Here is a 22,167-nt window from a genome sequence, read left to right on the forward strand (position 1 = left end):
GATATCTGAAACCCCTACCCGCTCGTCTATGGGCTGGGCGGGCACGGGGAGTAGGGGTCGCACCGCCCCTACAAAACCCTGCTTTTCCGTAGGGGCAATCCCCCCGTGGTTGCCCCTAAGCAGCCCTGGCTTCCAACCTATATCGAACGAGTCATCTCCAATCTCCAATCTAAAATCTAAAATCTAAAATCTAAAATGATATTAACTCCAAGGTACAGATGTTAAATCGTAAAAATTAACTTGACGCAGCCGCTCTAATTCCTTGAGCCATTCTTGTTCGGCACAGAATAGTTGGTGATATTCTATCGCCTCTTCGCCACTGCTAGCAGCCTTGGCTTTTTCCCACATATTGAGTGCAATCCGGCGGCGCTTCATGCTGATAATTTGCTCGATACAGGCGAGGGCTGATCTAATTACTAGAGGTGCGCGATAAACGTTTCTTTCTGAGAACTCATTTAAGTGAAATAAATGCGAGATTTGATTGAGTTGATTGGGATATTCAATGAAGATATCTTGCAATTTTAATATTAACTCTGAAGGCGCTACTTGTAAAGACATTTTGTGCAATATTTCTGCATTCACAATCTGGTGCCACAAAAATCTGTGGTGAGAAAGGCTAAACTGAACGTCTCTAGCTTCTATTGCCTCTCTGACATCTTGGCGGTATTCGGGACAGTGCAAATAAATCTGCAATAATTGCGCTTCTGCTTCTTCTAAAAGACTGCGGGCTACGGCAGATAAGCTGGATTTTGAGCTTTTGTTTTCGCCGCTTGCGCGCTGCTTTTTATATTGTTTGTTCGGCTTCAGCTTGTTTCTAATTAACAGGGGCATTGTTAAATATTCGTCTTGACTCTGCCGCTTTGCCCAATCGCTGACTACTTGATTTAGCAAGTTTTCAGCAATCATTTTTGTTAGTCTAAAATCTCCTTTGCTGAGTATTTCGGCGCACTTTTGCAGGTAATGTGCTAGCTGATTGTCGTCAGTGATATTGGTTAATAAATTAATAATTTTTTTAGTGACTTGCTGGGAAGTATCGGCTTGCTTCAAATCTTGATTGACGAGCATTTGTTGCAATTGCCAGTCCAGCCACAACGGAGCATTTTCGAGCAATTCTCGATATTGTTCTGGGGAGTAGGTTTTGAGATATTCGTCGGCATCTTTGCCGTCGGGAATGTTGAGCACCCGCAGTTGGACTTCTCCTTGATAAGCGAGTTTTTCTATTTCCCCAATCGCGCGTTCTGCTGCTTGAGTTCCTGCTTTGTCGGCGTCGAAGTTGAGGATAATTTGTTTGGAGTCAGTGTACCGCAATAACTGGCGCACTTGGTTTAAACTTAAGGCTGTGCCGAGGGAAGCGACGGCGTTGGAGATGCCGGCTGCCTGAAGTGCGATCGCATCAAAGTACCCCTCTACAACCACTGCGCGATCGGCTTTGCTAATGGCTGTTTTCGCCGTATCTAAGGCGAATAAAGTTTTGCCTTTATCGAAGAGTTCTGTTTCGGGAGAATTGAGGTATTTCGGCTGTTCGTCGCCGAGAGCTCTGCCGCCGAAACCGATGACTCTGCCTTGGGTGTCGCGTATGGGAATCATAATCCGATTGCGGAAGCGATCGTAATAACCGCTGCCGCCATTTTTTCGGGGTACAATTAATCCAGCTTGTTCTACTAATTGCGCGGGATAGTTTTTCTGTTCTACTAAATAACTGTAAAGTGCTTCCCAACCTTGGGGTGCATAACCTAATTGAAATTGTTGGATAGTTTCTTCGCTTAGCTGGCGCTCTGATTTGAGATATGCTAAGGGTTCTTCTCCTTGAGTTTGTCGCAAAGCGTGTTCGTAAAAGTTGGCTGTTAGTGCTGAGATTTCATAGAGTTGTTCCCGCAGGGAAATTTGCCGCTGCAATTCTTGTCGGTGTTCGGGTTCGACTGTTTTGACGGGGACTTGATAATTTTTAGCTAATTCTAATACTACTTCGCTGAAAGGGCGTTTCTCCAATTCCATGAGAAACTTAAAAGCATTGCCGCCTGCACCGCAGCCGAAACAATAATACATTTGTTTGCCGGGACTGACAGTAAAGCTGGGAGATTTTTCGTCGTGAAAGGGACACAAACCTACGAATTCTTTCCCGCGTTTCCGCAAGACGACGCGACCGGAAATAACGTCTACTATGTCGGCTCTTTGTTTGACTTCTTCGATTGTTTCTGGATGCAGCCGGGGAACTTGCATAGGGCTATTTTAGGCAAATTGAAATTATTGGAGAAGGAAAGCACTACACGGATGAGGACACGGATACACGGATGAATTATCTAGTCTGAGTGATTTCTCATGAGATTCAAAATCCCAGCCCCCTTAAAAAGGTGAAATAATCAGTGTCAAAGTCAACCCCTACTCCCCTTTTTAAGGGGGATTTAGGGGGATATTCGGGGATAGAAAACACGCCCTAGGGCATAAATTTATTGTAAGATATTTACACTAACTGTAAGGAGCATCGAAAATAATGCGAATTTTAATGATGGGCGGTACTCGGTTTATTGGGGTTTATCTTACTAAGATTTTAGCAGCACAAGGGCATGAAGTGGTGTTGTTTAACCGAGGCAACAAGCCTGTACCGGTTGCGGGCGTAAAACAGATTCAGGGCGATCGCACAAATGTTGAACAATTGCACGATAAGTTATCGACGGTCGAGTTTGACGCGGTTTTTGACAACAACGGCCGCGAACTCAGCGATACAAAGCCTTTAGCTGAAATATTTAAAGGGCGGGTGCAGCACTTTGTTTACATGAGCTCTGCGGGGGTTTATTTGAAATCGGATCAAATGCCTCATATTGAAGGGGACGCTACCGATCCTAAAAGCCGACATTTGGGTAAATGCGAAACCGAAAATTACTTGGCCGAGTCCGGTTTGCCTTGGACTTCGATTCGCCCGACTTACATTTACGGCCCCCAAAATTATAACGATTTAGAGGCTTGGTTTTTCGATCGCATTGCGCGCGATCGACCGATTCCGATTCCCGGTAACGGAATGCACTTCACGCAGTTGGGGCACTGTCAGGATTTGGCTAAAGCAATGGCGGCGGTTTTGGGCAACTCTAGGGCGATCGGGCAAATTTACAACGTTTCGGGCGATCGATTTGTCACCTTTGACGGTTTAGCCCGCGCCTGCATTCAAGCGGCAGGCAAATCCCCTGATGCTATTAAGATTGTACACTACGATCCGAAGCAATTTGACTTCGGCAAAAAGAAAGCTTTTCCGATGCGATTGCAGCACTTTTTTGCTTCAGTTAATAAAGCTGTCACCGATCTTAACTGGCAGCCGGAATTTGACTTAGTTTCTGGATTGAAAGATTCTTTTCAGAATGATTATGTAGTTTCGGGGCGGGATAAAGCTGAGATAGATTTTTCAGTCGATGACGAGATTTTGAAATCGGTTCAAAGTTAAGTTAGAGTGGGAGCGTCCCCATGCCCGAAAAAATCTAGAACCCCACCCTAACCCTCCCCTTAGTAAGGGGAGGGAACAAGAAAGAAAGCAAACAGACTGTCATAGTAAAGTTCGCACCGCGCCTTACATCAAAACCAAAGATAGCTAGTTAGAGGTGATAGCAAAATTCCACAATGGCAGGTCTGTAATTATTGAAATTCAAGTTCTAAATCGGCAGGCATTAGCCCAGCTAGCTTTGTACAATACAGCAATAACTGATGGAACTAAATTAATGATTGAAGAACTGCACAAGGGATTTCACCCTAAAATTGATTTTATTTAAATTCAAACTTCCCTGTTGCGGTTCGACCAATTAAAAAAATTAGAGAGGCCATGTTAGAATTTTCAAATGCGGAAGATGTGACAGCTTGGTTGGAAGCTAATTATCCAAACGACTAGGAAATATTAGGTGAATTTCATGCTTGGAATAACACTCGGCAATCGCTACAGTATTATCCGTCACTTGGGAGGCGGCGGATTTGCTCAAACTTATTTAGCTGAAGATAAGCAGCTACCAGGCAATCACCTCTGCGTCGTCAAGCAACTTAAACCTCAAGCAACTGATCCCGAAACTCTACAGGTAGCTAGACGTTTATTCGATACCGAAGCACAAGTTTTGTACAAGTTGGGAAATCACGATCGCATTCCCAGACTTTTTGCTTACTTTGAAGAAAATCAAGAGTTTTATCTCGTTCAAGAATTTATAGAAGGCCACGATTTAAGTCAAGAAATTACGCAAGCTTCTCCGGGAACTGCGGGAGTCATGCAGGAAGATGCAGTCATTTGTATATTGCAAGAACTTCTCGAAATTTTAGATTTTGTACACCAGCAAAATGTGATTCACCGCGATGTCAATCCCCGCAATATCCTCCGCAGAGATAGAGACGGAAAATTAGTTTTAATTGACTTCGGCGCAGTCAAAGAAATTACTACTCAAATCACCAATCCTCAGCCCAAGAATAGCTTGAGTGTCAGCATCGGTACTCCCGGTTATATGCCCAGCGAACAAGCTCACGGCAACCCGAAACTCAGCAGCGATATCTATGCCGCAGGTGCGATCGCAATTCAGTTCCTCACTGGCATAAATCCTCACCAAATGCCAAAAAACCCCGACACAGAGGAAATTATTTGGCAGGACAAAACATCCGTCAGTCCTGAACTTGCGAAGATTTTAGATAAGATGGTAAAGTACGATTTTCGCCAACGTTATTCTAGTGCCGGTGAAACGCTGCAAGCTATTAAAGAGTTGAAAAATTCTTTCAGCGGTACAGTTCCTGTATTGCCTCCGGTTGCTGCTGCGAAGGGGCCGCCCAAATCCCGAAAAAAACTGTATTTAAAAATATTGTCAATCGCCAGTTTAATTGGCATCAGTATTATAGCATCTATTTATGGTGTAAATACTTTTAATGCGGCCAATGCAACTGACCTGTACAACCGAGGTAATACTCTTTACAATTTAAGCCGATTTGAAGAAGCTCTGGCAGCTTACGAGCGAGCTATAAATCTCAGGCCGGACTACGCGGAAGTTTGGCAGGAAAAAGCCAAAACTTTATATGAATTGAAAAAATATCGAGAATCGCAGTCAGCTTATGATAAAGCCATAGAATTAAAGCCGGAATACTTGGAAGCTTGGACGGGACGCGGTTATGCTTTGGAGAAGTTGCAACAGTCTCAAGAGGCGATCGCATCTTTTGATAACGCTTTGAAAATTCAGCCCGACTATGCCGCAGCGTGGGAAGGCAGAGGCGATGTTCTCTTAGATTCGCAGCGGTACGAAGAGGCGATCGTCTCCTACGAAAAAGCCGTAAAATTTCAGCCTAACTTGTACCGTGCCTGGTACAATCGGGGACAAGCTTACCAAAAATTAAAACAGTACGATCGAGCCGTAGAATCCTATCAAAAAGCAGTTGAAATCAAATTCGATAATTATGAAGCTTGGTACAATTTAGGCAATGTTTTCCTAGAATTAAACAAAAACCAAGAAGCTTTTGAAGCCTACGAAAAAGCCGTGCGGTTTCAGCCCAATTTTTATCAAGGGTGGTACAGTAAAGGCATCGCTTTGCTGAAAATGCGGAGGCATGAACAAGCGGTAGAAGCTTACGAAAAAGCTGTCAAATTAAAACCTGATTATTATCAAGCATGGTACAATTTAGGTTGGTCATATCACGAATTACGCAGGTACGAACAAGCAATTGAGTGTTACAGCAGAGCCTTAGATTTAAACCCGAAAGAATATCAAGCGTGGTACAATAGAGGAAATGCTCAGTCCAATTTAAAGCGGTACGAAGATGCGCTAGTCTCTTACAATGAAGCCGTCTATGTCAAGCCTGACTACTCGGAAGCCTGGTACAGCCGCGGCAATGCACTGGTGGCGGTAAAAAGATACGAAGATGCGATCGCCTCCTATGACAAAGCTATTCGCTACAAACCAGATTACGGAGCGGCAATGGAAGCAAAAAAGCGGGCAGAAAGTCAGCTAGGAAGCAGCCCGCTAGAATCCCAACAACAACAATAATTGTTATTAGTTCCCTTAAGCGGACTTTGTTTGACAAGAAGCAATTTGAATTGCCAAGTTTTATCTTTTACCGAACAGCGGGAGCAATTACGGTAACTCGGCGGCTGTCTACTAACATCGGCCAAAAACCTCGATCGCTCAATGCTTTTACGGCATCAGTAGCGGCGTTTTGATCCGTTGTATAAGCGACGAATAAAAAGGGACGCTGGCCATAGGAAGCTAAGCCTACTTGCGTGCCGAATGCTTGCCTGACTTGGGCGGCTAATTCCGGTTGGTTGAAGTAATCTACTAACACTGCATAACCAGGGCCTAGGGGTTGGGGATTGAAGGCAAGATTGCCACTGGGAGAATTGGTGATTGGTTCAGAACCTGGTGCTGGCTGAGGGTTGTAGACTGGCAAATTTTGGGGTAGTGCCGCTGCGGGCGATCGTACTACGTAAGCTTGCAATCCGACAACATCTTCGATGTATTTAACCCAATCGCTGGCGATTTGCGAGTCGCGAAAGCCACCAACTCGCGTCACCGTGTCATTGATGTACCGACAAACTGTGTTGTTAGTATTTCCAGGGAAAGAGCGTTTTGCTCTTTCTTGCTGTTCGGGTGTTGGGGTGACAATTAACAGTAGATATTCATCGGACTGGGGCGGTTGGCAGCTCGACTGAGCTTTAACAGAAGTCGATAAAACTGTCAAGACCAAAAGGGCGATCGAAGTAGCAGAAAATAGGGGTAGAGACAAAATAATTTTGTACAGTTTACCCCTAATTGTTGTTAGTTGTTGGGTCTGATATTTGGCTATTTTATTCATGCTGTCTGTAGGGATGCAAGGGCATCTGGAATAGTTGGTGATGGTGCTTGAAATTCACCTGTCAGTACATATTCTAATCGCAGTTTCAACCAGGTGATGAAGACTGGATCGGTAGAAATAATAGCGGCTGATGGCTGAGGGCATTTTGCTTTAACTTCTGCCATTGTCGGTGCTTCTAGGAAAGCGGGCTGTTTGACCAACCAGAAGTCTATTTGTTTTTCTTGTTCGTTGTAGTTTCGAGTTCTTTCTTTAAACACTTCATCTAGGGCTTCTTCTTCTAACAAAAAGCGTTGGCTGGCTAAAACGTAGTAGTAGGTTTGCATTTTTCTCGGTTGTTAGGGGTTGACGATTAGCGGTTAATGCCGCCTGTACCGACCAGTTTTGCTGGTCAGGGGCGGGTTTGCCGAGTTGCGGTCGTTGGAGAGTTCTAGACTCTTGTGCCGTTTACTTTACCTTATTTGCTGTCATTTTGGGTAGGTGTAGAGCTACGTAAAGGATAAATGTTGCAAAATTTACCCAAATAGCCAGTTACTGCTGCAAAACCAGCGCTCTCCCCATGTTATATTTGTTAGTACCCACTTACTTAACTCAAACACAGTGAGGTAAATATGGCTTTTAGCAATTATAAAACGATCGGGGCAGTTATCAAAGAATTTCAGACAATTTATACTGAAGCTAATTTTGTGATTGAAATTGCTTTCAGTGTCCCTGACTACTTTCGCGAAGACTTGCAAATCATGATGATGGAAGGAGTAGTCGATAACTCAGAATTTGCAGTTTGCGAAAATTTGATTTATCCCGTGCTAAAAGAAGTTTGGAAGTGCTATCGCAGTAAATTTGTTTTGTGGAGCCATGAAGCTCTCAACTATGACACTAAGTTGTCAGGTTTTCCTGAGTATATTTTGGCAAAACGTTCTCCTCTCGGCAAAGTTGTGTTTGACAAACCGTATTTGCTTTTAGTTGAAGCTAAGCAAGATAAATTTGAAGAAGGCTGGGCGCAGTGTATAGCAGAAATGATTGCAGCCCAGCGACTTAACGATGAACTTCAAGTTATTATTTTGGGTATTGTGTCTAATGGCAAAACCTGGCAATTTGGCAAGCTAGAAGGAAATGTTTTTACCAGAAATATCAATTTTTACAGCATTCAGGAACTAGATCAACTTTTTGGTGCTGTTAATTACATCTTTCAACAGTGTGAATCGCAGCTAAATCAATTGGTAGCTGTTTGATTTGTTGTTACTTTTTCCGCCAAAGCTGTCCTAACCAAATTAGTATAGCAGTAAATAACCCAGCGGCGAGTGCGGCACTCAAGCTAAAGGTAATCTTAATGGCAAAAGGCAACCAAGCGCATGGAATATGTAGAGTAGAAAGCGCCAAATCGAGCGGGGGATTTAAGAAGTTGTCATTTGGCTCAGTCGGTATTTCGATTGAGGCGACGATGGAGCCCACTGCTAGTCCAGCACCAATAATCCCAACAGTGTTTTGGAAAGTGCGATCGCGCTCAGCTTGTTCTATCTCTGTAATTGCCCGACTTGAGTTGATTAAGTCTTGCAGTAATTGTGAGCCTAGACTGAAAGAAGCATAGTCTTTTTGCGCTTGTAACTGGTATTTTTCCTCTACATCTTCGCTGAATTTTTCCAGGAATTTTAGATCGCCAGGGAGGATTTGAGCGATCGGGTTGTGTACGTTTTGGGTTGGGATTTGATTTAGGCGATCGCCAATAGTACCGATCCGTCTACTATAGTTGATGGCGTTAATTTCAATAGTGCGAATTTGAGCATCTAGATAATGTAATTTTGTGGTATACTTAGGTAATAGATTTTGGGCATCAACAACGGTTTTGCGGAGTTTTTTGAGATTTTGACTGTAGATGTTTCCTACGAGTTGGTTAATATTTCTGAAATCTTTTTTTAGTTGTTTTTTCAGATAGCGACTTTGAGCATAAGCCCAGAAAACTTTATGGCGATAGCAAAATAAGGGCAGCAGTTTAGTGTTAAAATCTTCCCAAACTGTTTTGGCAGCATCACTGCTCGGCATTACGGCAATGATGAGATGGATATTCTCTTGTAGTTGTTGAATAGTGCGTGGTGTAGAATCCTGTGTTGACTCCTGCATCAGCAGTTGGTACCGTGAAAGCTCAAATATACTCCCTCCCAGAAAAGACCCTTTACCTGGGAAATCTCGTTCCCATTTCAAGCCAATATTTAAGGATTGACAGCATTTTTTAGCAACTTCTTCTGGACTAATGTTTGGGTTGTCCATCTCAGTTACAATCAGCCAGGTTTGCCCGATATTTGGCTCCTGATTATTTAGCTTTTCCTTGATTTTAGCTTGAAATTGGGCAAGACAACTGACTGGGTGAGGAGTCCTATCTTCCTTAAAAGAACAACCCAAAAGTAATCCATAGGTATCGTTCAAGCGGACGGGTAAATAATAGCCTTCAAATGGTTTGTCGCCGTCAGTAAAACCCTCACACCTATTTGTCAGCAGTTCCAGGTATTCCGATTCAAAAACAGAATCTCCGTTAAACAGGGATGAACGAATATTTGTCGGTAATTTAGCCGCAAAATTTTTCTGATTGGCTGTTAAGGATTGGGCATCTTCACCCAATCCTTCCCGCAGGTCATAAAGAAACAGAAATAAGTTAGGGTAGACGAGGTTTATCATTTATTGAAAGTTGTTTTAAAGAAATCTTTGAGTTTTTCCAAAGGCAATTTTTTGCTGGCTTCTACGGGGTTCAAAGTTTTCAGAACTTCGGTACTCATGTTGAGAATTTCGTTACTTTGAGAGTCTTGAACTGGCTTGGGTTTACCAGCACGTTTTTCCAGTTTATTCCCAACTGTTAATATCTGTTCTAGTTCAGCTTCAGTGGGTAGTAGTCCAGAGGGTATTTTACCATCTACGGCTTCTACTAAAGCTATTGCCACTTGATATTGCTGATTTAAAGAATCATTCGCCTCAACCACCTTCCTCAATCCTTTTTCGATGGTATCCCAAGCTTTAGGATTAGCATCTAACTGTTTACCTACCTTATTTAGGGCAGCTTGTTCAGTTGGACTCAGGGGTTGATCTAAGTTGCTCAGAGCTATCAACAACGCTAGTAAAGTGGTGTCAATGGATGCAGTCATAAAAATATTTTGTGGATATTACCAGTATATACAGCAAGTCAAAATCGCTGTAATGTAGTCTACACAAAGAAAAACATTAAATCCGGAAGAAACTAATTTGCTTGTGTATAGTCAGAAAAGACACTACTGCATGAGTGGGTGAACATGACGAAGCGACAAGCCTTGGTAATTGGCATCAATGAATATCCATTTGAAGGCTATCTCCCTACAGCAGCACAGGATGCGGAGAAGATTGCCCAACTTTTAGAGGAATACGGCAGCTTTGAGGTACATCGGTTGCCAATTTATGATGAGAGGGAAGTTTCACAAGATTTATTTGTTACCCTCCCAGAACTGAAGACGGCAATTACCCGGCTTTTTCAACCCGAAAGTGTCATAATTCCAGAAACAGCACTGTTGTTTTTTGCAGGTCATGGCTCGAGAAGGCAGAAAAATGGACAAACCGAAGGCTTTCTAGTCACCAGTTGTCATGATGATAATTGCAGGGAGAGCGGTCTGTTTTCCCTAAAAGACTTACATCAGATATTAAAAAATAGTCCGGTACAACAGCAGATTGTTTGGTTAGATTGCTGTCATAGTGGGGAGTTATTCAATTTTACAGAGACTAATTTAGGGAAAGAAACAAGAGGGCGTGACCGTTGTTTAATTGTCGCCTCGCGGGAGTTCGAGACAGCGATTGGAGGGGTGCTGACACCAGCATTGTTGGCAGGTCTTAACCCTGAGAATAACAGCGACGGCTGGGTGACAAATTACACGCTAACAGACTTTATTGATAAGAAATTGAATGCGGAAAAACCACAGCAGCATCACAGGTGTAGTAATCCAACTGGTATCATTCATTTAACTGGTAAAAACGGTGTTCTGGCAAATATTCGTCCTTACAGAGGGTTGAAATATTTTGACTTCAATCCAGAACAGCTAAAAGCGTGTGACGATCACAAATATTTCTACGGACGTACAAACTTAACAAAACAGCTATTACAAAAGTTGCGTGACAGGAATTTTATTGCGGTATTGGGAGTGTCTGGAAGCGGAAAATCTTCCCTAGTAAGAGCTGGGTTACTTTATCAGTTGTACTTAGGTAAGGAAATCGTAGGGAGTCACAGTTGGAAACTATACCCATCATTTCGACCCGGTAAGCATCCACTGGAAAGCCTCAAAAATGTCATTGGAGTAGAAGCAGACCAACTAGAGGCTTTAGTCAACCAAATGGCATCTGCTGATCGTCGTGTGGTGTTGGTAATAGACCAGTTTGAAGAAATTTTTACCGAATGCAAAGATGATGCTGAAAGACAGAAGTTTTTTAACTGCTTATTGAAAGCTGTAGAGGGTTTAGGGCATAAACTATGCCTGGTGCTGGTGATGCGTTCAGATTTTGAAGGCAGATTTCACCAACCAGAATATGAAAAAATAGGCAGGAAAATTTCGCAGAAGCAGAATCTGTTTAGAGTTGAGCAGATGACCGATGTAGAATTACGGGAAGCTATTATAGAACCAGCCAAAAAAGTTGAAATAGAAGTTGAAACTGAATTGGTAACAAGTTTAATTAAACAGGTAGAGAATTCACCGGGTTATTTGCCCTTGTTGCAGTTCACCTTAGATAAACTTTGGCAACAGTCTCAGAAAAAGCGGTTAATTAACTCGGATTTAACCAAATTAGGAGGAGTAGCAGGAGCACTGGAACAACACGCAGATGAAATATATGACTCCTTATTACAAGATGAAGACAAAAATCGGTTACCAAATCAGCAGGGGCTGGCTACGCAGCAGGTTGCCAAGTGGATTTTTGTGGCGCTGACACGCTTAAATGTTGAAGGTGATGATACACGTAGGCAGGTTCGTAAAGAAGATTTACTGACTGATAAATCACCAGAAGCTAAAGAATTGTTAGAACAGGTTATCAAACGTTTAGCAGATGCTAAGCTAATCGTAACGAGCCATCTAGAAACAGAAAATAAAAAAATTCCTGTGGTAGACATTGCCCATGAAGCATTAATTCGCTATTGGCCACGGTTATACAGTTGGCTTCACGAAAATAGAGAAGCATTGCTGATCCGACAAAATATTGAAGATGCTGCTCAAACGTGGCGAGAGCAAGATAAAAATAATCCTCATCAACTCAGTCATTCTAAGCCACATAAATTTATCGATCCTTTTATTCATTATTTTTCACTATTAGTAGGTAAAAATAGAAGTTATTTGCTGTCAGGTAAGAAATTAAAAGAAGCAGCAGATTTTATCAAAAAAGAAGATATACAGCTTTCAAAGGTGGCTGAAGATTTCCTAAATTTAAGTCTACAGTGCGAAAAATATTCACGTAGTATGCGTATTTTATTGTTTTCTATATTCGGTCTATTAGGAACAACATTGTATTTTAAAAGCCGAGTCTCTCTCAGTCAGAATCTAGTGAAACAAGCAGAAGACCTAAGAAAACAGCCTGCTGAGTTTCAAACAAGTATGCTGTTGGCTATGGAAGCTGTCAGAATTCATGAATCTCTAGAAACAACTCAAAATTTGTGGCATGGATTAACTTTATTGCCACAAAATATACAAAATATAACTAATACATCTCCCAAGAATGATGATATCGGATTTAGTAAAACTAAGAAGTATCAAGTTACTACACTTGAAAACTATCATTTTATGTTAAAAGCATGGAACAATAGTCAAAAAAAATATGAGGAGATTTATCCTTCTCAACCTTTTGGTTATGTTAACCATGTAAGTTATGAATTCAGCCACAACGATCACTATCTCGCTACAAGATATGGTAAATATGGTGGACATTCTGAAGTTTTATCAGATATGACTAATCATACTAAAGCTGAGACAGAAAATGTTAAGCTAGGTGGGGAGTATATTTTTAAGAAGATTGCATTTAGCTATAATAGCAAGTACATAGCTACAGTTAATCATGACAACAAAATTGAACTTTGGGATGCAAATAGCCGAAAAAAAATATGGGAAATAAAGTCTACTACTCAATTAAATGAAATTGCTTTTAGTCCAGGCGATAAATACTTGGCCGTTACTGATTCTAGTGAAATTAGACTGTTAGAACCACGAACTAAAAAAATAAAAACTATTAATTGGCAAAATAGTAATGGGGGGAAAATAGTCTTTAGTCCAGAAGGAAAGTATTTGTTTGGCACTTCCCAGCTTGATAAATCAGCTTATAGTGAGTCATCAGTATTTGTTTCACAAGTTTGGGATATTGAAACCGAGTCGGAAGTAGCCCGGTTTACTGACAAAGATGAAATACAAAAAGTAACTTATTCGTCTGATGAAAAATTTCTAAATATTGAGTATAGGAATGGAACAGTAAAACAATGGGAACCTGCGAATAGATGGATATTATCTTTGAGAACTCAAGATGATATTCTATCCCTCAATTTTAGTGATGATGGAAAATATTTAGTGGCAATTGGTGAGACTAATGGAGGTGTATCTGCCGATATATGGGATGTAAATAGCCATAAAAAAATCAAAACTTTTGGTTTAGCAAGTAATTCATCGCCTGCTACAACAGTGGTATATGCAGTTTTATTTAGTAATGACTTCAAATATTTATTTATATCTTTAAATGTGGGAGGTATTAGTGGTTATAGAACACAACTCCATGAAACTCAAAGTGGGAATGAGATATCATCCTTTTGGGACGATTACTTATCTTTTGAAGAATCCTGCAAATCTCGCTCTATTTGGAAGGCTGAAAAATATTCTGCTCGGTGTATTGACAATCGCAAAATTATACTGAAAGAAAATAGTAACAATAGAGAAATAATACTATCTAAACCCGCTACTTTTTCTAGACAAGACTTTATGAAGCAGATTAAGCAGCATGACCGTAAGGCAATGTTTATTATAGACTATATTCTCAGTGAAGAAAGATTTAAAGAGATAGTCTCTGAGAAGAAGGATGACAATATAAATAGTATGACTTTTAGTAAAGATCGCAAACTTCTGGCTGTTGCTGATGCAACTGGAACAGAAAATAACATAATAAAATTAGTTAGCTTACCTCAAAACAAGCTCACAGATGAAGTATGCCAACGCTTAACTCGTAATTTTACGAAAGAAGAATGGAAGCAGTATTTACCGGGAGAGGGGTATCGCAAGACTTGTTCAAATTTGCCTTAGAAATAGGAGCGATCGTATTGATGGTAAATTTGAGAATACGATCGCCCTTTCCCAATCCCCATCCCATCAATTGCGATAGTGTCAACCTACGGTACTGTGAGATCGCCATATCCCCATGCTAAAATAAACTCAATAAATTTCAAAGCATTTCCAGCCTGTTCATGATAATTGCTTATTTAGTCAACCAATATCCCAAAGTCAGCCACAGCTTTGTCCGCAGAGAAGTCCTAGCCGTTGAAAATTGCGGCCTGAAAGTCGCACGCTTTTCGATCCGATCCTGCGAGTCAGAACTCGTTGATGGGGCCGACAAACTAGAGCAAGAATTGACTAAAGTAATTTTAGGAGTTGGAGTCAAAGGTTTAGTATTAGCTTTGCTGCGTGTTGCTCTCACCAAACCAGCCAGATTCATCGAAGCTTTGCGCCTAACATTTCAAGTTGGCTGGCACTCGGAACGGGGGATTTTGCTGCATCTAGCTTATTTAGCAGAAGCTTGCATTCTTTTAAATTGGTTTGCAGAATCAGGTACAACACACGTTCACGCTCACTTCGGGACAAATTCGACAACAGTCGCAATGCTGTGCCGCGTACTTGGCGGCCCGACTTACAGTTTCACCGTTCACGGCCCTGAAGAATTTGATAAAGCCACACTTCTTTCCTTAGACGAAAAAATTAAGCGATCGACCTTTGTAGCAGCAGTTAGTTCCTTCGGTAAAAGTCAGCTTTTTCGGTGGTGCGATCGCACTTTTTGGTCAAAAATTCACGTCATACACTGCGGCGTAGATGCTGCATTTTTAACTGCACCCTACGTCCCCATACCCGCAGCACCCCGCTTAGCTTGCATTGGCCGGCTCAGCGAACAAAAAGGTCATTTATTATTGCTAGAAGCTGCTAGCAAGTTAGCAGTTCAAGGCTTAGAGTTTAAGTTGGTACTCGTAGGAGACGGGCCGCTGCGATCGGATATTGAACAGCAGATTCAGCAACTTGGTTTGCAAAACCATATAGAAATTACCGGTTGGGCCAGTGGCGATCGAGTTCAGCAAGAGATTTTAGCTTCACGGGCAATGGTATTGCCTAGTTTTGCTGAAGGTTTGCCCGTCGTAATTATGGAAGCCCTCGCTCTCAATCGGCCCGTAATTAGCACCTATGTTGCTGGCATCCCGGAACTCGTAGAACCCGGTGTTTGCGGTTGGTTAGTTCCTCCCGGTTCCGCCGAAGCATTAGCCGTAGCGATGCGCGCGGTATTGGAAGCACCTCTAGAAAAGCTAGAACAAATGGGAAAAACAGGAGCAGAGAGAGTTGCTCAACAACACAATGTCGATTTAGAGGCAAAGAAATTAGTGGCGCTGTTTGAGAGTGCTTGAGAATGGTGCAAAACCTATGGATTAACTGACATTTTGCACCATTATTAATAAGTCTTTCAAGGGTGGGCAGGATGCCCAACCCCTACTCCCCACAGGAAAATTAATTGTTTGTGGAACAGGCCGGAAAGCCTGTTCCTTGAATTAAGCTGTAATTGTTTGTGGAACAGGCCGGAAAGCCTGTTTCTTGAATTAAGCTGTAATTCTTTATTGTTTGTGGAACAGGCCGGAAAGCCTGTTCCTTTAATTAAGCTGTAATTGTTTGTGGAACAGGCCGGAAAGCCTGTTCCTTTAATTAAGCTGTAATTGTTTGTGGAACAGACATCTTGCCTGTTCCTTTAATTAAAGCAACCTACTTACAAACTTTTTAAGGAATAGGAACTGATCGCAACAACTTGTCAACAATCGTCTTAGCCCTCCTTCCGCCCGCCGGAATCAACCTGTGAGAAAGTACGTGCGGTGCCAAATATTTCACATCATCAGGAGTCCCATAATCCCGGCCCTCCATAAACGCCAAAGCCTGCAACGCCCGGTGCAAAGCCACCGCACCCCGGGGACTCACCCCCAGAGTAATCTCCTCATCTTCCCGCGTCGATCGCACCAAATCTACAATATACTGTTTCAAAGAGCCTTCCACCTTCACACCAGCGCACAAACGGCGCAATTCCTGCACCTCTTCCAAAGAAATACAAGGCTGCAAATCTTCAACAGCAAAACTATCAGAAAGCCGTTCCAACATTTGCAACTCTTCCAACGCAGCGGGATAGCCCAAAGTCAAAGACAAAGTAAACCGATCCATCTGGGCTTCCGGTAGCGGAAAAGTGCCTTGATATTCGATCGGGTTCTGAGTCGCAATCACAAAAAACGGCGTCGGAACATTTCGAGAAACTCCATCTACTGTCACCTGCTTTTCTTCCATCACTTCCAGCAAAGCTGACTGAGTTCGTGGCGTCGCCCGATTGATTTCATCGGCAAGCAAAACATTAGCAAAAACTGGTCCCGGCAAAAACTCAAACTCTCCGCTGCGCGGATTCCAAATATTAGTACCGGTGATATCCGTCGGTAACAAATCGGGAGTGCACTGAATCCGCTGAAACTTGCCATCAATAGATCGCGCCAAAGACTTCGCCAGCAGCGTTTTTCCCACACCCGGCACGTCTTCCAGCAGCGCGTGACCGCCCGAAAGCACGGCTACCAGCACCAAGCGAATAGCATCGCCTTTGCCAACAATAGTTTTGCCTAGATTTTGTTTCAGTCGCTCAATATGTTGTCTCATATCCCTGATTTCTAATTGTTAATTGCGAATTGCTAATTGCTAATTGTTGAAAAGATATCAAGATTGCCAAATTCTTGACTCTTTGCCTTGCGGACTTCGTATTTGTACAACTAGAATTTAGTTTGACTCATCTTGCACCATTTTTAAAAGCGATCGCCTGTTCTAGATCACATAATTATTAGACTTTAGCAGTTAAGAGGCTTCTAGCAATATCACAATCTGCCTGAATTTGAGTTTTGAGAGCATCCAGAGAAGCGAATTTTTGTTCTGGTCGCAAAAACTCTACCAAACTCGCACTCAAGGTTTGACCATACAAATCCCCAGACCAATCTAACAGGTGAACTTCCACAGTGGGTTGCAGACCGTCTACCGTCGGGCGGCAGCCAACATTCATCACCCCATTGACAAAAGATAAATTTGATGCTATGCCGGGGATTACAGATTTGGGGTTTTCCCGCTGATAGGAAGAACTTTCCTCTTTCATCTTTTCCCCTCCATGCTTCACCGAGACTCGCACCGCGTACACGCCAAAACGTGGCAAAAATTTTTCCGGCGGCAGTTCGATATTAGCAGTAGGAAATCCGATCGTCCTACCCAGCCGCTGTCCCCCAACCACAGTCCCGACTAAACTGTAAGGTCGCCCCAGCAACTGATTCGCTCTTGTGAGGTCGCCGGATGCCAGACCTTCGCGGATTGCAGAACTGCTGATCCGATCGCCCTCACCGCAATTATGCAGCGGTACAAGAGCAACATCAATACCGTAACCAGAGGCGATCGACTGCAAATCCACAGCCGTCCCTGCGCGTCCCCGTCCAAACCGAAAATCAACCCCCACACTAATTCGACTCGCTTTTAGTTGTCGCACCAAAATTTCCTCGACAAACTCACAAGCAGTCAAAGCGGCCAATTCTCGATCGAACGGCAGCAGCACAAGTTGCTCGACGCCCATGGCTGCGAGCAATTCTACCTTTTCTGCCAGAGGCGTCAGCAGTTTTTTCGGTTGACCCGTAAAAAATTCTTGCGGGTGCGGATCGAATGTCACCACAGTGCTATAAAGCCGATCGACCCCATCAGAATCTATCCCAGAGAGGCTGTTGCCCTCTGCCCTAGGGCCTATCAAACCATCGAAATTCTGGCTGCTGTCGGCTCGATCGGGCGGTGCTGCTGAGTCATTTTCGCAGGTCGCCGGATGTTCTGTTTCCAAATTTTGATCCTTGCCAGCGTTGGAGAGCAAGTTTTGCCCCGACGCAATCACCGTCGCAGAATTTTGCCCAGGCGATCGATGTAAAATTGGCTGCACGACTTGTCGATGCCCTAGGTGCAAACCATCAAAGTTTCCCAAGGCAACAGAAGTTGGAGTCAGAGCAGCGGTACAAGAAGAAGTTACCCACACGCTTAAAATTTTGACATACTTAGCCAGATTGCGATCGCCAGTCGATGTTAGATTTTAGATTTTAGATTTTAGATTTTAGATTTGACTCCACAGATAAATCTGGAAGGTTGAACTTTGGTCTAAACTTTTTGGTTTTCCACGACTTAAGCCGGGGGCTTGTATCCGTCTTTGAGGTCAGCCCTAACTTAAATTTGAGATTTCCGACCTCAAGATTTCAGAACCATCTGGCAATGTCACATCCCTCAGACAGGCACTTGAGGCGCTTGCACCGACGCTTCAGACAAATCGTTATCAGGAGGCAGCAATTGTAACGACAAACCTTCCCGCGCCATCAAACTATTCGGGAACCTTTGAGCCACTTCTTCTCCCACCCTGTCTAAAAACTCGTCATTGTGCAGCGGGTCGTGGTGAAAAATCACCAACTTTTTGACATTAGCAGCCTTTGCCACCTTCACCGCTTCCTGCCAAGTCGAATGTCCCCAGCCGACCTTGCTGCTTTTCTCCGCATAATACTCCTCATCGGTATAAGTAGCGTCGTAAATCAGCACATCAGCATTTTGAGCTAAATACAGCACATTTTCGTCTAAACGATCGGGAAAATGTTCGGTATCAGTCACGTAAGCAGCCGAATACCCCCGCCAGTTTACGCGGTAGCCTATAGCTTCGCCCGGATGGTTCAGCAAAGCAGTTTCCACCTTAATCTCTCCGAGTTCCAGCGGTTTGCCCACTTCTATATCGTTAAATTTCAGGTCTGCCCCCATAATTTGCAGGGGTACCGGAAAATTGGGGTGCAGCATCTGGTCGTGGAGGCGCTGCTGGATAGTAGCCTTATTAGGAGCAATAGCCCCATAGATGTGAAAGCAGTTCCCAGGAATAAAAGCTGGGACAAAAAATGGGAATCCTTGAATGTGATCCCAGTGAGAGTGAGTAAAAAACATATGAGCTTTTACGGGCATCTGGGACAGGAGAGTTTGTCCCAAAACCCGCAATCCAGTACCGCCATCGAAAATTAGGCGACTGTCACCCACTCGCATTTCTACACAGGGCGTGTTGCCCCCGTAACGTACTGTTTCTGCCCCGGGAGACGCTATGCTACCTCTAACGCCCCAGAAGTGAACCGTGAATTGGCTTTGCATACTAGACATGGGTTTTCTTGCAAGATTGTTCCGGCGAGTTATCGGTAAGGTGTTTACATATTACTAAGGGCTTTACCATCAAACCCAAGTTCTTTGACGGTCGAGTTCCCCACTTGTTGGAAGTGCCAAGAGTCTCGCTCATCGCGAGAATGCAAAACTGTTGGGCTTGACAACTGAGCAATAAATTACAAGGTAGACTAATCAAGTCTCGATCGTAACTATTCTTTTCCTCTCTTCACTAGCCTAACCTCCGCAGACACACTTTGGGGCAGCAGTTCTGTCTGAGTTTGGTCAAAAGCCGCTGTTTGTTCCAGCCTCCGCAATTGCCGAACCGGATTGCGCGGTCGGTTGCTTGCCTTGCTGCTTTACCGGTTTGAACCCGGATGATGGGCTTCCTCAACTCCCATTAATTCAAAAATCTTAGCAGTTTAGGAATGCTCCTGCTAATTATCCAACAATACTTGTCTGTGTCTGGATTCTCTGCCCGCCCGGAGGCTGCGGTGCCCTAACCTAGCGGTCAAGCTGAACCCAGCCTCATCTGACACCGGGTAGCAGCGAGAGTCCGGGCCTGCGGGCAAAAGGCTAAATTTTCGTCGTGCATTTCTTGGCGGACGAATTGAATCACTTAAAATTCCCCTATTTTCGGAAATTAAAAAATTTCGCTTTTTGGCTATCATGCCAACTCCGATCGCCATTCTGTCTCAAGAGCGATGCAGAAATATTCCCTGTTAACCTGTGGTGCTTTTCTCAACAATCTTCAATTGCTCTATTTTTGGTAAGGATTTCTCGGAATTCGGCGCATTTGCGGTACTCGCCACGGGTTTGAATTTCCGGTATCATAGAAGCTTAGAGTCTTGTTTGTCGAGAATCTAAATCAGTGCTAAAAAAGCCTGGATAACTTTAAGTTATTTTTCAAAAAAGTCAGTATGAATCAAGTTAAAAAAACTACAACCAAGCGGAATAGATCGCCGGTGAAAGTGTCCGATCGCACTTTGCAACTCGAATCGCTCTCCTTGAGCGAATTGTCCTTGGAAATGACTCAGGGCCAAGCTTTGAGAGAATTGAGTTCGGACGATCGCCCGCCGGCAACCCCAACAGTCACAGGCCGGACTGCCGAAACAAGGCGTCGGAGGATATATGGCAAGAGCGATCAGGCCCGATCGCCTGTGGTTTCTACTGCGTTTCTCAAGTGGCTGCTAGAGAGTTTGACTCGATCAAAAGGTTGGCTGGCAGTTGTCACCCTCGCAGCAGTTTGGGGGTGGTGGAATAGTGAGTTACTGTTTTCCACAGGCCTGGGGATAGCAGCGATGATGCTGGTTTACCGAGGGCAGTCGTGGGACTGGCAATTGCTGCGAGCAAAAGGCGAGCAATTTTGGGAGGGCCCGAACCGTCGGTTCGTTTTAGCCGTCGGCACCGGCGGCATTGCTACCTTGGGCGCTTACATGAGTTTGGCGATTTGGGCGGACTCTGAGAGCCACTGGATGGCTTTGAGCCTAATTTTGCAAAATTTGGGTACGATCGCGATTCCCTGGCTGTTGCTGCGGCAAGGGTTGAGTCTGGGGGCCGCAAAAGATGAAGTGGCGCTCGATCGCATCTTGGCGGATTTGACTGATGCTGACCCCGTGAAGCGTTTGATTGCTGTGCGGCAAATGACCGATTTGGTGAATCAGGGTGGGTTTGGCCCTGTGAGCTCTGTCAAAAGTTCGTTAGCGAAGCCCTCGCAGAGGATCGCCCGTTCCCGCGCTGCCGAGTGCTTTCGCCTGATGCTGAGTCGGGAACCAGAAGCTTTAGTCCGCAATGCCCTTCTCGAAGGTTTGCAGACTTGGGACGCTACTTATGGCATTGCTTTAAAATCCAAAAGTCAAGTCATCGACTATTAGCTGACCATCAAAAGCGTAAAAAGTAATTCGATGAATATTCGGAGCTTTTACGCGTAGGGGAGCCCTAGGGGCGATCGGAGAATTAGACCCCACTAGATTGGGCGCCGGCATTTCATCCTGAACAATTGGGTTGCCGTCAATGTCACACGCAGATAAAACAGTTCGCCGCGAACTGGTGACAAGTCCTGACACCCAGCGAACTGGATACTTAAAAGTTACTTCTATCAGTCCGCTTTTGGGGGCCCCCATTAACACTGTTGCCCCAGAACCAGTGAAAAATGCTGGGTTTGAAGGTTGGATGGCGACGGCATTGCTAAAAGTCACCCCCCAATGTGCAAACTGATGTTCTACTACTTCAAAGCATTTCAAGTCTTCTAAAGCTACGCGGACGATCGCAGGTACCGTGGCGCGCGATCGCACCTCTGACCCTGCGCCTGAGCGTTCTGGAGTGGCGACAACAGACTTTTTGCCGTTTAAATCCATGCTTCGATAGGCTGTATCAAATTCTGCAAACCCGTCTGATTGAAGACTTTTCGCATCAACCATAAAACCCTCGCGATCCCTTTTTCTGAGCAGTTGCATTTTAGTAAACCTCCCTGAGATTAGTTGTTTCTTGTGTTTTGGAATTGATAACGGCGAGCCCCGTGATTGCCAAACCTGGAATTAGGAATCGAAACCCCATCGCCCGCCCTCCAACAAAGACTTTCGACCTCAAAAGCCACTGCTCCGCAAAATATCGTGATTAATGATTCGTGATTGGCGAGCCTCCGCCAACATCCCGCCTGCCTGAAAGCGAGTTCTAATACTCCTCCTTTCCGAGCGCCTGCTTTCGGGGTTGGCGAACCGACTCTATTTTGTTGAGGGGTCTTACCCATCATTTTGCTATTATCTCCGATCGGCGGTAGTTTGCAAGGGTAAGGATAACTACACAGCCGAATTGCCCAAATCGCAAAACTTACTTGCTGTCTGTAGTTTCACGCTTCACCTGTACTAAAATAGATTTAAATCATTACTCAATCTTTACAAAAACGCCACCAGCTTTGCAAGTTTTTTAAACAAAGACG

General features: G+C 43.9%; 16 protein-coding genes. 7 read left to right on the forward strand and 9 right to left on the reverse strand.

Going from position 1 to position 22,167, the window contains the following annotated elements; all coding sequences use genetic code 11:
* Positions 1-201: 201 nt before the first annotated feature.
* Positions 202-2,220, reverse strand: a complete 2,019-nt coding sequence (gene dnaG / locus QUB24_RS18520; RefSeq protein ID WP_333154636.1) for a DNA primase — start codon at positions 2,218-2,220, stop codon at positions 202-204.
* A 271-nt stretch (positions 2,221-2,491) separates the two neighbouring features.
* Here dnaG and QUB24_RS18525 point away from each other — a divergent pair, with 271 nt between their 5' ends.
* The 3 genes from QUB24_RS18525 (at position 2,492) to QUB24_RS18535 (ending at position 5,987) form a co-directional block, all read left to right on the forward strand.
* The gene (locus tag QUB24_RS18525; RefSeq protein WP_333154637.1) at positions 2,492-3,433 is read left to right on the forward strand and encodes an NAD-dependent epimerase/dehydratase family protein; all 942 of its coding nucleotides are present in this window, start codon (positions 2,492-2,494) and stop codon (positions 3,431-3,433) included.
* A gap of 154 nt (positions 3,434-3,587) precedes the next feature.
* Positions 3,588-3,755 carry a hypothetical protein gene (locus tag QUB24_RS18530; protein ID WP_333154638.1) on the forward strand — a complete coding sequence of 56 codons (168 nt, stop codon included), beginning with the start codon at positions 3,588-3,590 and terminating at the stop codon, positions 3,753-3,755.
* Positions 3,756-3,890: 135 nt separating this feature from the next.
* Positions 3,891-5,987 carry a tetratricopeptide repeat protein gene (locus QUB24_RS18535; RefSeq protein WP_333154639.1) on the forward strand — a complete coding sequence of 699 codons (2,097 nt, stop codon included), beginning with the start codon at positions 3,891-3,893 and terminating at the stop codon, positions 5,985-5,987.
* A gap of 67 nt (positions 5,988-6,054) precedes the next feature.
* Here the strand turns inward: QUB24_RS18535 and QUB24_RS18540 are convergent, their stop codons facing one another.
* On the reverse strand, positions 6,055-6,792 hold the full coding sequence (locus tag QUB24_RS18540; RefSeq protein ID WP_333154640.1) for a hypothetical protein: 738 nt from the start codon (positions 6,790-6,792) through the stop codon (positions 6,055-6,057).
* Positions 6,789-7,115, reverse strand: a complete 327-nt coding sequence (locus tag QUB24_RS18545; protein ID WP_333121453.1) for an MgPME-cyclase complex family protein — start codon at positions 7,113-7,115, stop codon at positions 6,789-6,791. Before QUB24_RS18545 ends, QUB24_RS18540 begins: the two co-directional genes overlap by 4 nt.
* 285 nt (positions 7,116-7,400) lie before the next feature.
* Here QUB24_RS18545 and QUB24_RS18550 point away from each other — a divergent pair, with 285 nt between their 5' ends.
* Positions 7,401-8,021, forward strand: coding sequence for a hypothetical protein (locus tag QUB24_RS18550; RefSeq protein WP_333154641.1), 621 nt, complete (start codon positions 7,401-7,403; stop codon positions 8,019-8,021).
* A gap of 7 nt (positions 8,022-8,028) precedes the next feature.
* Here the strand turns inward: QUB24_RS18550 and QUB24_RS18555 are convergent, their stop codons facing one another.
* Both QUB24_RS18555 and QUB24_RS18560 read right to left on the reverse strand, forming a co-directional pair.
* Entirely contained in the window at positions 8,029-9,459 is a 1,431-nt protein-coding gene (locus tag QUB24_RS18555) for a hypothetical protein (RefSeq protein WP_333154642.1), read from the reverse strand.
* On the reverse strand, positions 9,456-9,920 hold the full coding sequence (locus QUB24_RS18560; protein ID WP_333154643.1) for a hypothetical protein: 465 nt from the start codon (positions 9,918-9,920) through the stop codon (positions 9,456-9,458). The genes QUB24_RS18555 and QUB24_RS18560 overlap by 4 nt, the downstream gene beginning before the upstream one ends.
* Positions 9,921-10,064: 144 nt before the next feature.
* On the opposite strand from QUB24_RS18560, the gene QUB24_RS18565 reads away from it, so the two are divergent.
* Entirely contained in the window at positions 10,065-14,060 is a 3,996-nt protein-coding gene (locus QUB24_RS18565) for an nSTAND1 domain-containing NTPase (RefSeq protein WP_333154644.1), read from the forward strand.
* 161 nt (positions 14,061-14,221) lie between these two features.
* Entirely contained in the window at positions 14,222-15,421 is a 1,200-nt protein-coding gene (locus tag QUB24_RS18570; protein ID WP_333154645.1) for a glycosyltransferase, read from the forward strand.
* 364 nt (positions 15,422-15,785) lie between these two features.
* Here QUB24_RS18570 and QUB24_RS18575 read toward each other — a convergent pair whose 3' ends face one another.
* The 3 genes from QUB24_RS18575 to QUB24_RS18585 all read right to left on the reverse strand — a co-directional run bounded on the left by QUB24_RS18575 (position 15,786) and on the right by QUB24_RS18585 (position 19,232).
* Positions 15,786-16,694 (reverse strand): MoxR family ATPase, encoded by a 909-nt coding sequence (locus QUB24_RS18575; protein WP_333154646.1) that lies wholly within the window; start codon positions 16,692-16,694, stop codon positions 15,786-15,788.
* A gap of 178 nt (positions 16,695-16,872) precedes the next feature.
* Positions 16,873-18,087 (reverse strand): bifunctional riboflavin kinase/FAD synthetase, encoded by a 1,215-nt coding sequence (locus QUB24_RS18580; RefSeq protein ID WP_333154647.1) that lies wholly within the window; start codon positions 18,085-18,087, stop codon positions 16,873-16,875.
* A gap of 242 nt (positions 18,088-18,329) precedes the next feature.
* Positions 18,330-19,232, reverse strand: coding sequence for an MBL fold metallo-hydrolase (locus QUB24_RS18585; protein ID WP_333154648.1), 903 nt, complete (start codon positions 19,230-19,232; stop codon positions 18,330-18,332).
* A gap of 917 nt (positions 19,233-20,149) precedes the next feature.
* On the opposite strand from QUB24_RS18585, the gene QUB24_RS18590 reads away from it, so the two are divergent.
* Entirely contained in the window at positions 20,150-21,103 is a 954-nt protein-coding gene (locus tag QUB24_RS18590; RefSeq protein WP_333154649.1) for a hypothetical protein, read from the forward strand.
* Here the strand turns inward: QUB24_RS18590 and QUB24_RS18595 are convergent.
* Entirely contained in the window at positions 21,071-21,685 is a 615-nt protein-coding gene (locus QUB24_RS18595) for a hypothetical protein (RefSeq protein WP_333154650.1), read from the reverse strand. The two genes, QUB24_RS18590 and QUB24_RS18595, sit on opposite strands and share 33 nt — an antisense overlap.
* Between the last annotated feature and the right edge of the window lie 482 nt (positions 21,686-22,167).

The sequence above is a fragment of the Microcoleus sp. B9-D4 genome (assembly GCF_036705105.1).
In the GTDB taxonomy this organism is placed as follows: Bacteria; Cyanobacteriota; Cyanobacteriia; order Cyanobacteriales; family Microcoleaceae; genus Microcoleus.

Excerpts from the sequence above, each read along its gene's own strand:
- QUB24_RS18525 (WP_333154637.1), top strand. The coding sequence starts at position 2,492 with ATGCGAATTTTAATGATGGGCGGTACTCGGTTTATTGGGGTTTATCTT.
- QUB24_RS18540 (WP_333154640.1), bottom strand. The coding sequence starts at position 6,792 with ATGAATAAAATAGCCAAATATCAGACCCAACAACTAACAACAATTAGG.
- QUB24_RS18550 (WP_333154641.1), top strand. The coding sequence starts at position 7,401 with ATGGCTTTTAGCAATTATAAAACGATCGGGGCAGTTATCAAAGAATTT.
- QUB24_RS18565 (WP_333154644.1), top strand. The coding sequence starts at position 10,065 with ATGACGAAGCGACAAGCCTTGGTAATTGGCATCAATGAATATCCATTT.
- QUB24_RS18590 (WP_333154649.1), top strand. The coding sequence starts at position 20,150 with ATGAATCAAGTTAAAAAAACTACAACCAAGCGGAATAGATCGCCGGTG.
- dnaG (WP_333154636.1), bottom strand. The coding sequence starts at position 2,220 with ATGCAAGTTCCCCGGCTGCATCCAGAAACAATCGAAGAAGTCAAACAA.
- QUB24_RS18555 (WP_333154642.1), bottom strand. The coding sequence starts at position 9,459 with ATGATAAACCTCGTCTACCCTAACTTATTTCTGTTTCTTTATGACCTG.
- QUB24_RS18585 (WP_333154648.1), bottom strand. The coding sequence starts at position 19,232 with ATGTCTAGTATGCAAAGCCAATTCACGGTTCACTTCTGGGGCGTTAGA.
- QUB24_RS18595 (WP_333154650.1), bottom strand. The coding sequence starts at position 21,685 with ATGCAACTGCTCAGAAAAAGGGATCGCGAGGGTTTTATGGTTGATGCG.
- QUB24_RS18575 (WP_333154646.1), bottom strand. The coding sequence starts at position 16,694 with ATGAGACAACATATTGAGCGACTGAAACAAAATCTAGGCAAAACTATT.
- QUB24_RS18560 (WP_333154643.1), bottom strand. The coding sequence starts at position 9,920 with ATGACTGCATCCATTGACACCACTTTACTAGCGTTGTTGATAGCTCTG.
- QUB24_RS18545 (WP_333121453.1), bottom strand. The coding sequence starts at position 7,115 with ATGCAAACCTACTACTACGTTTTAGCCAGCCAACGCTTTTTGTTAGAA.
- QUB24_RS18570 (WP_333154645.1), top strand. The coding sequence starts at position 14,222 with ATGATAATTGCTTATTTAGTCAACCAATATCCCAAAGTCAGCCACAGC.
- QUB24_RS18535 (WP_333154639.1), top strand. The coding sequence starts at position 3,891 with ATGCTTGGAATAACACTCGGCAATCGCTACAGTATTATCCGTCACTTG.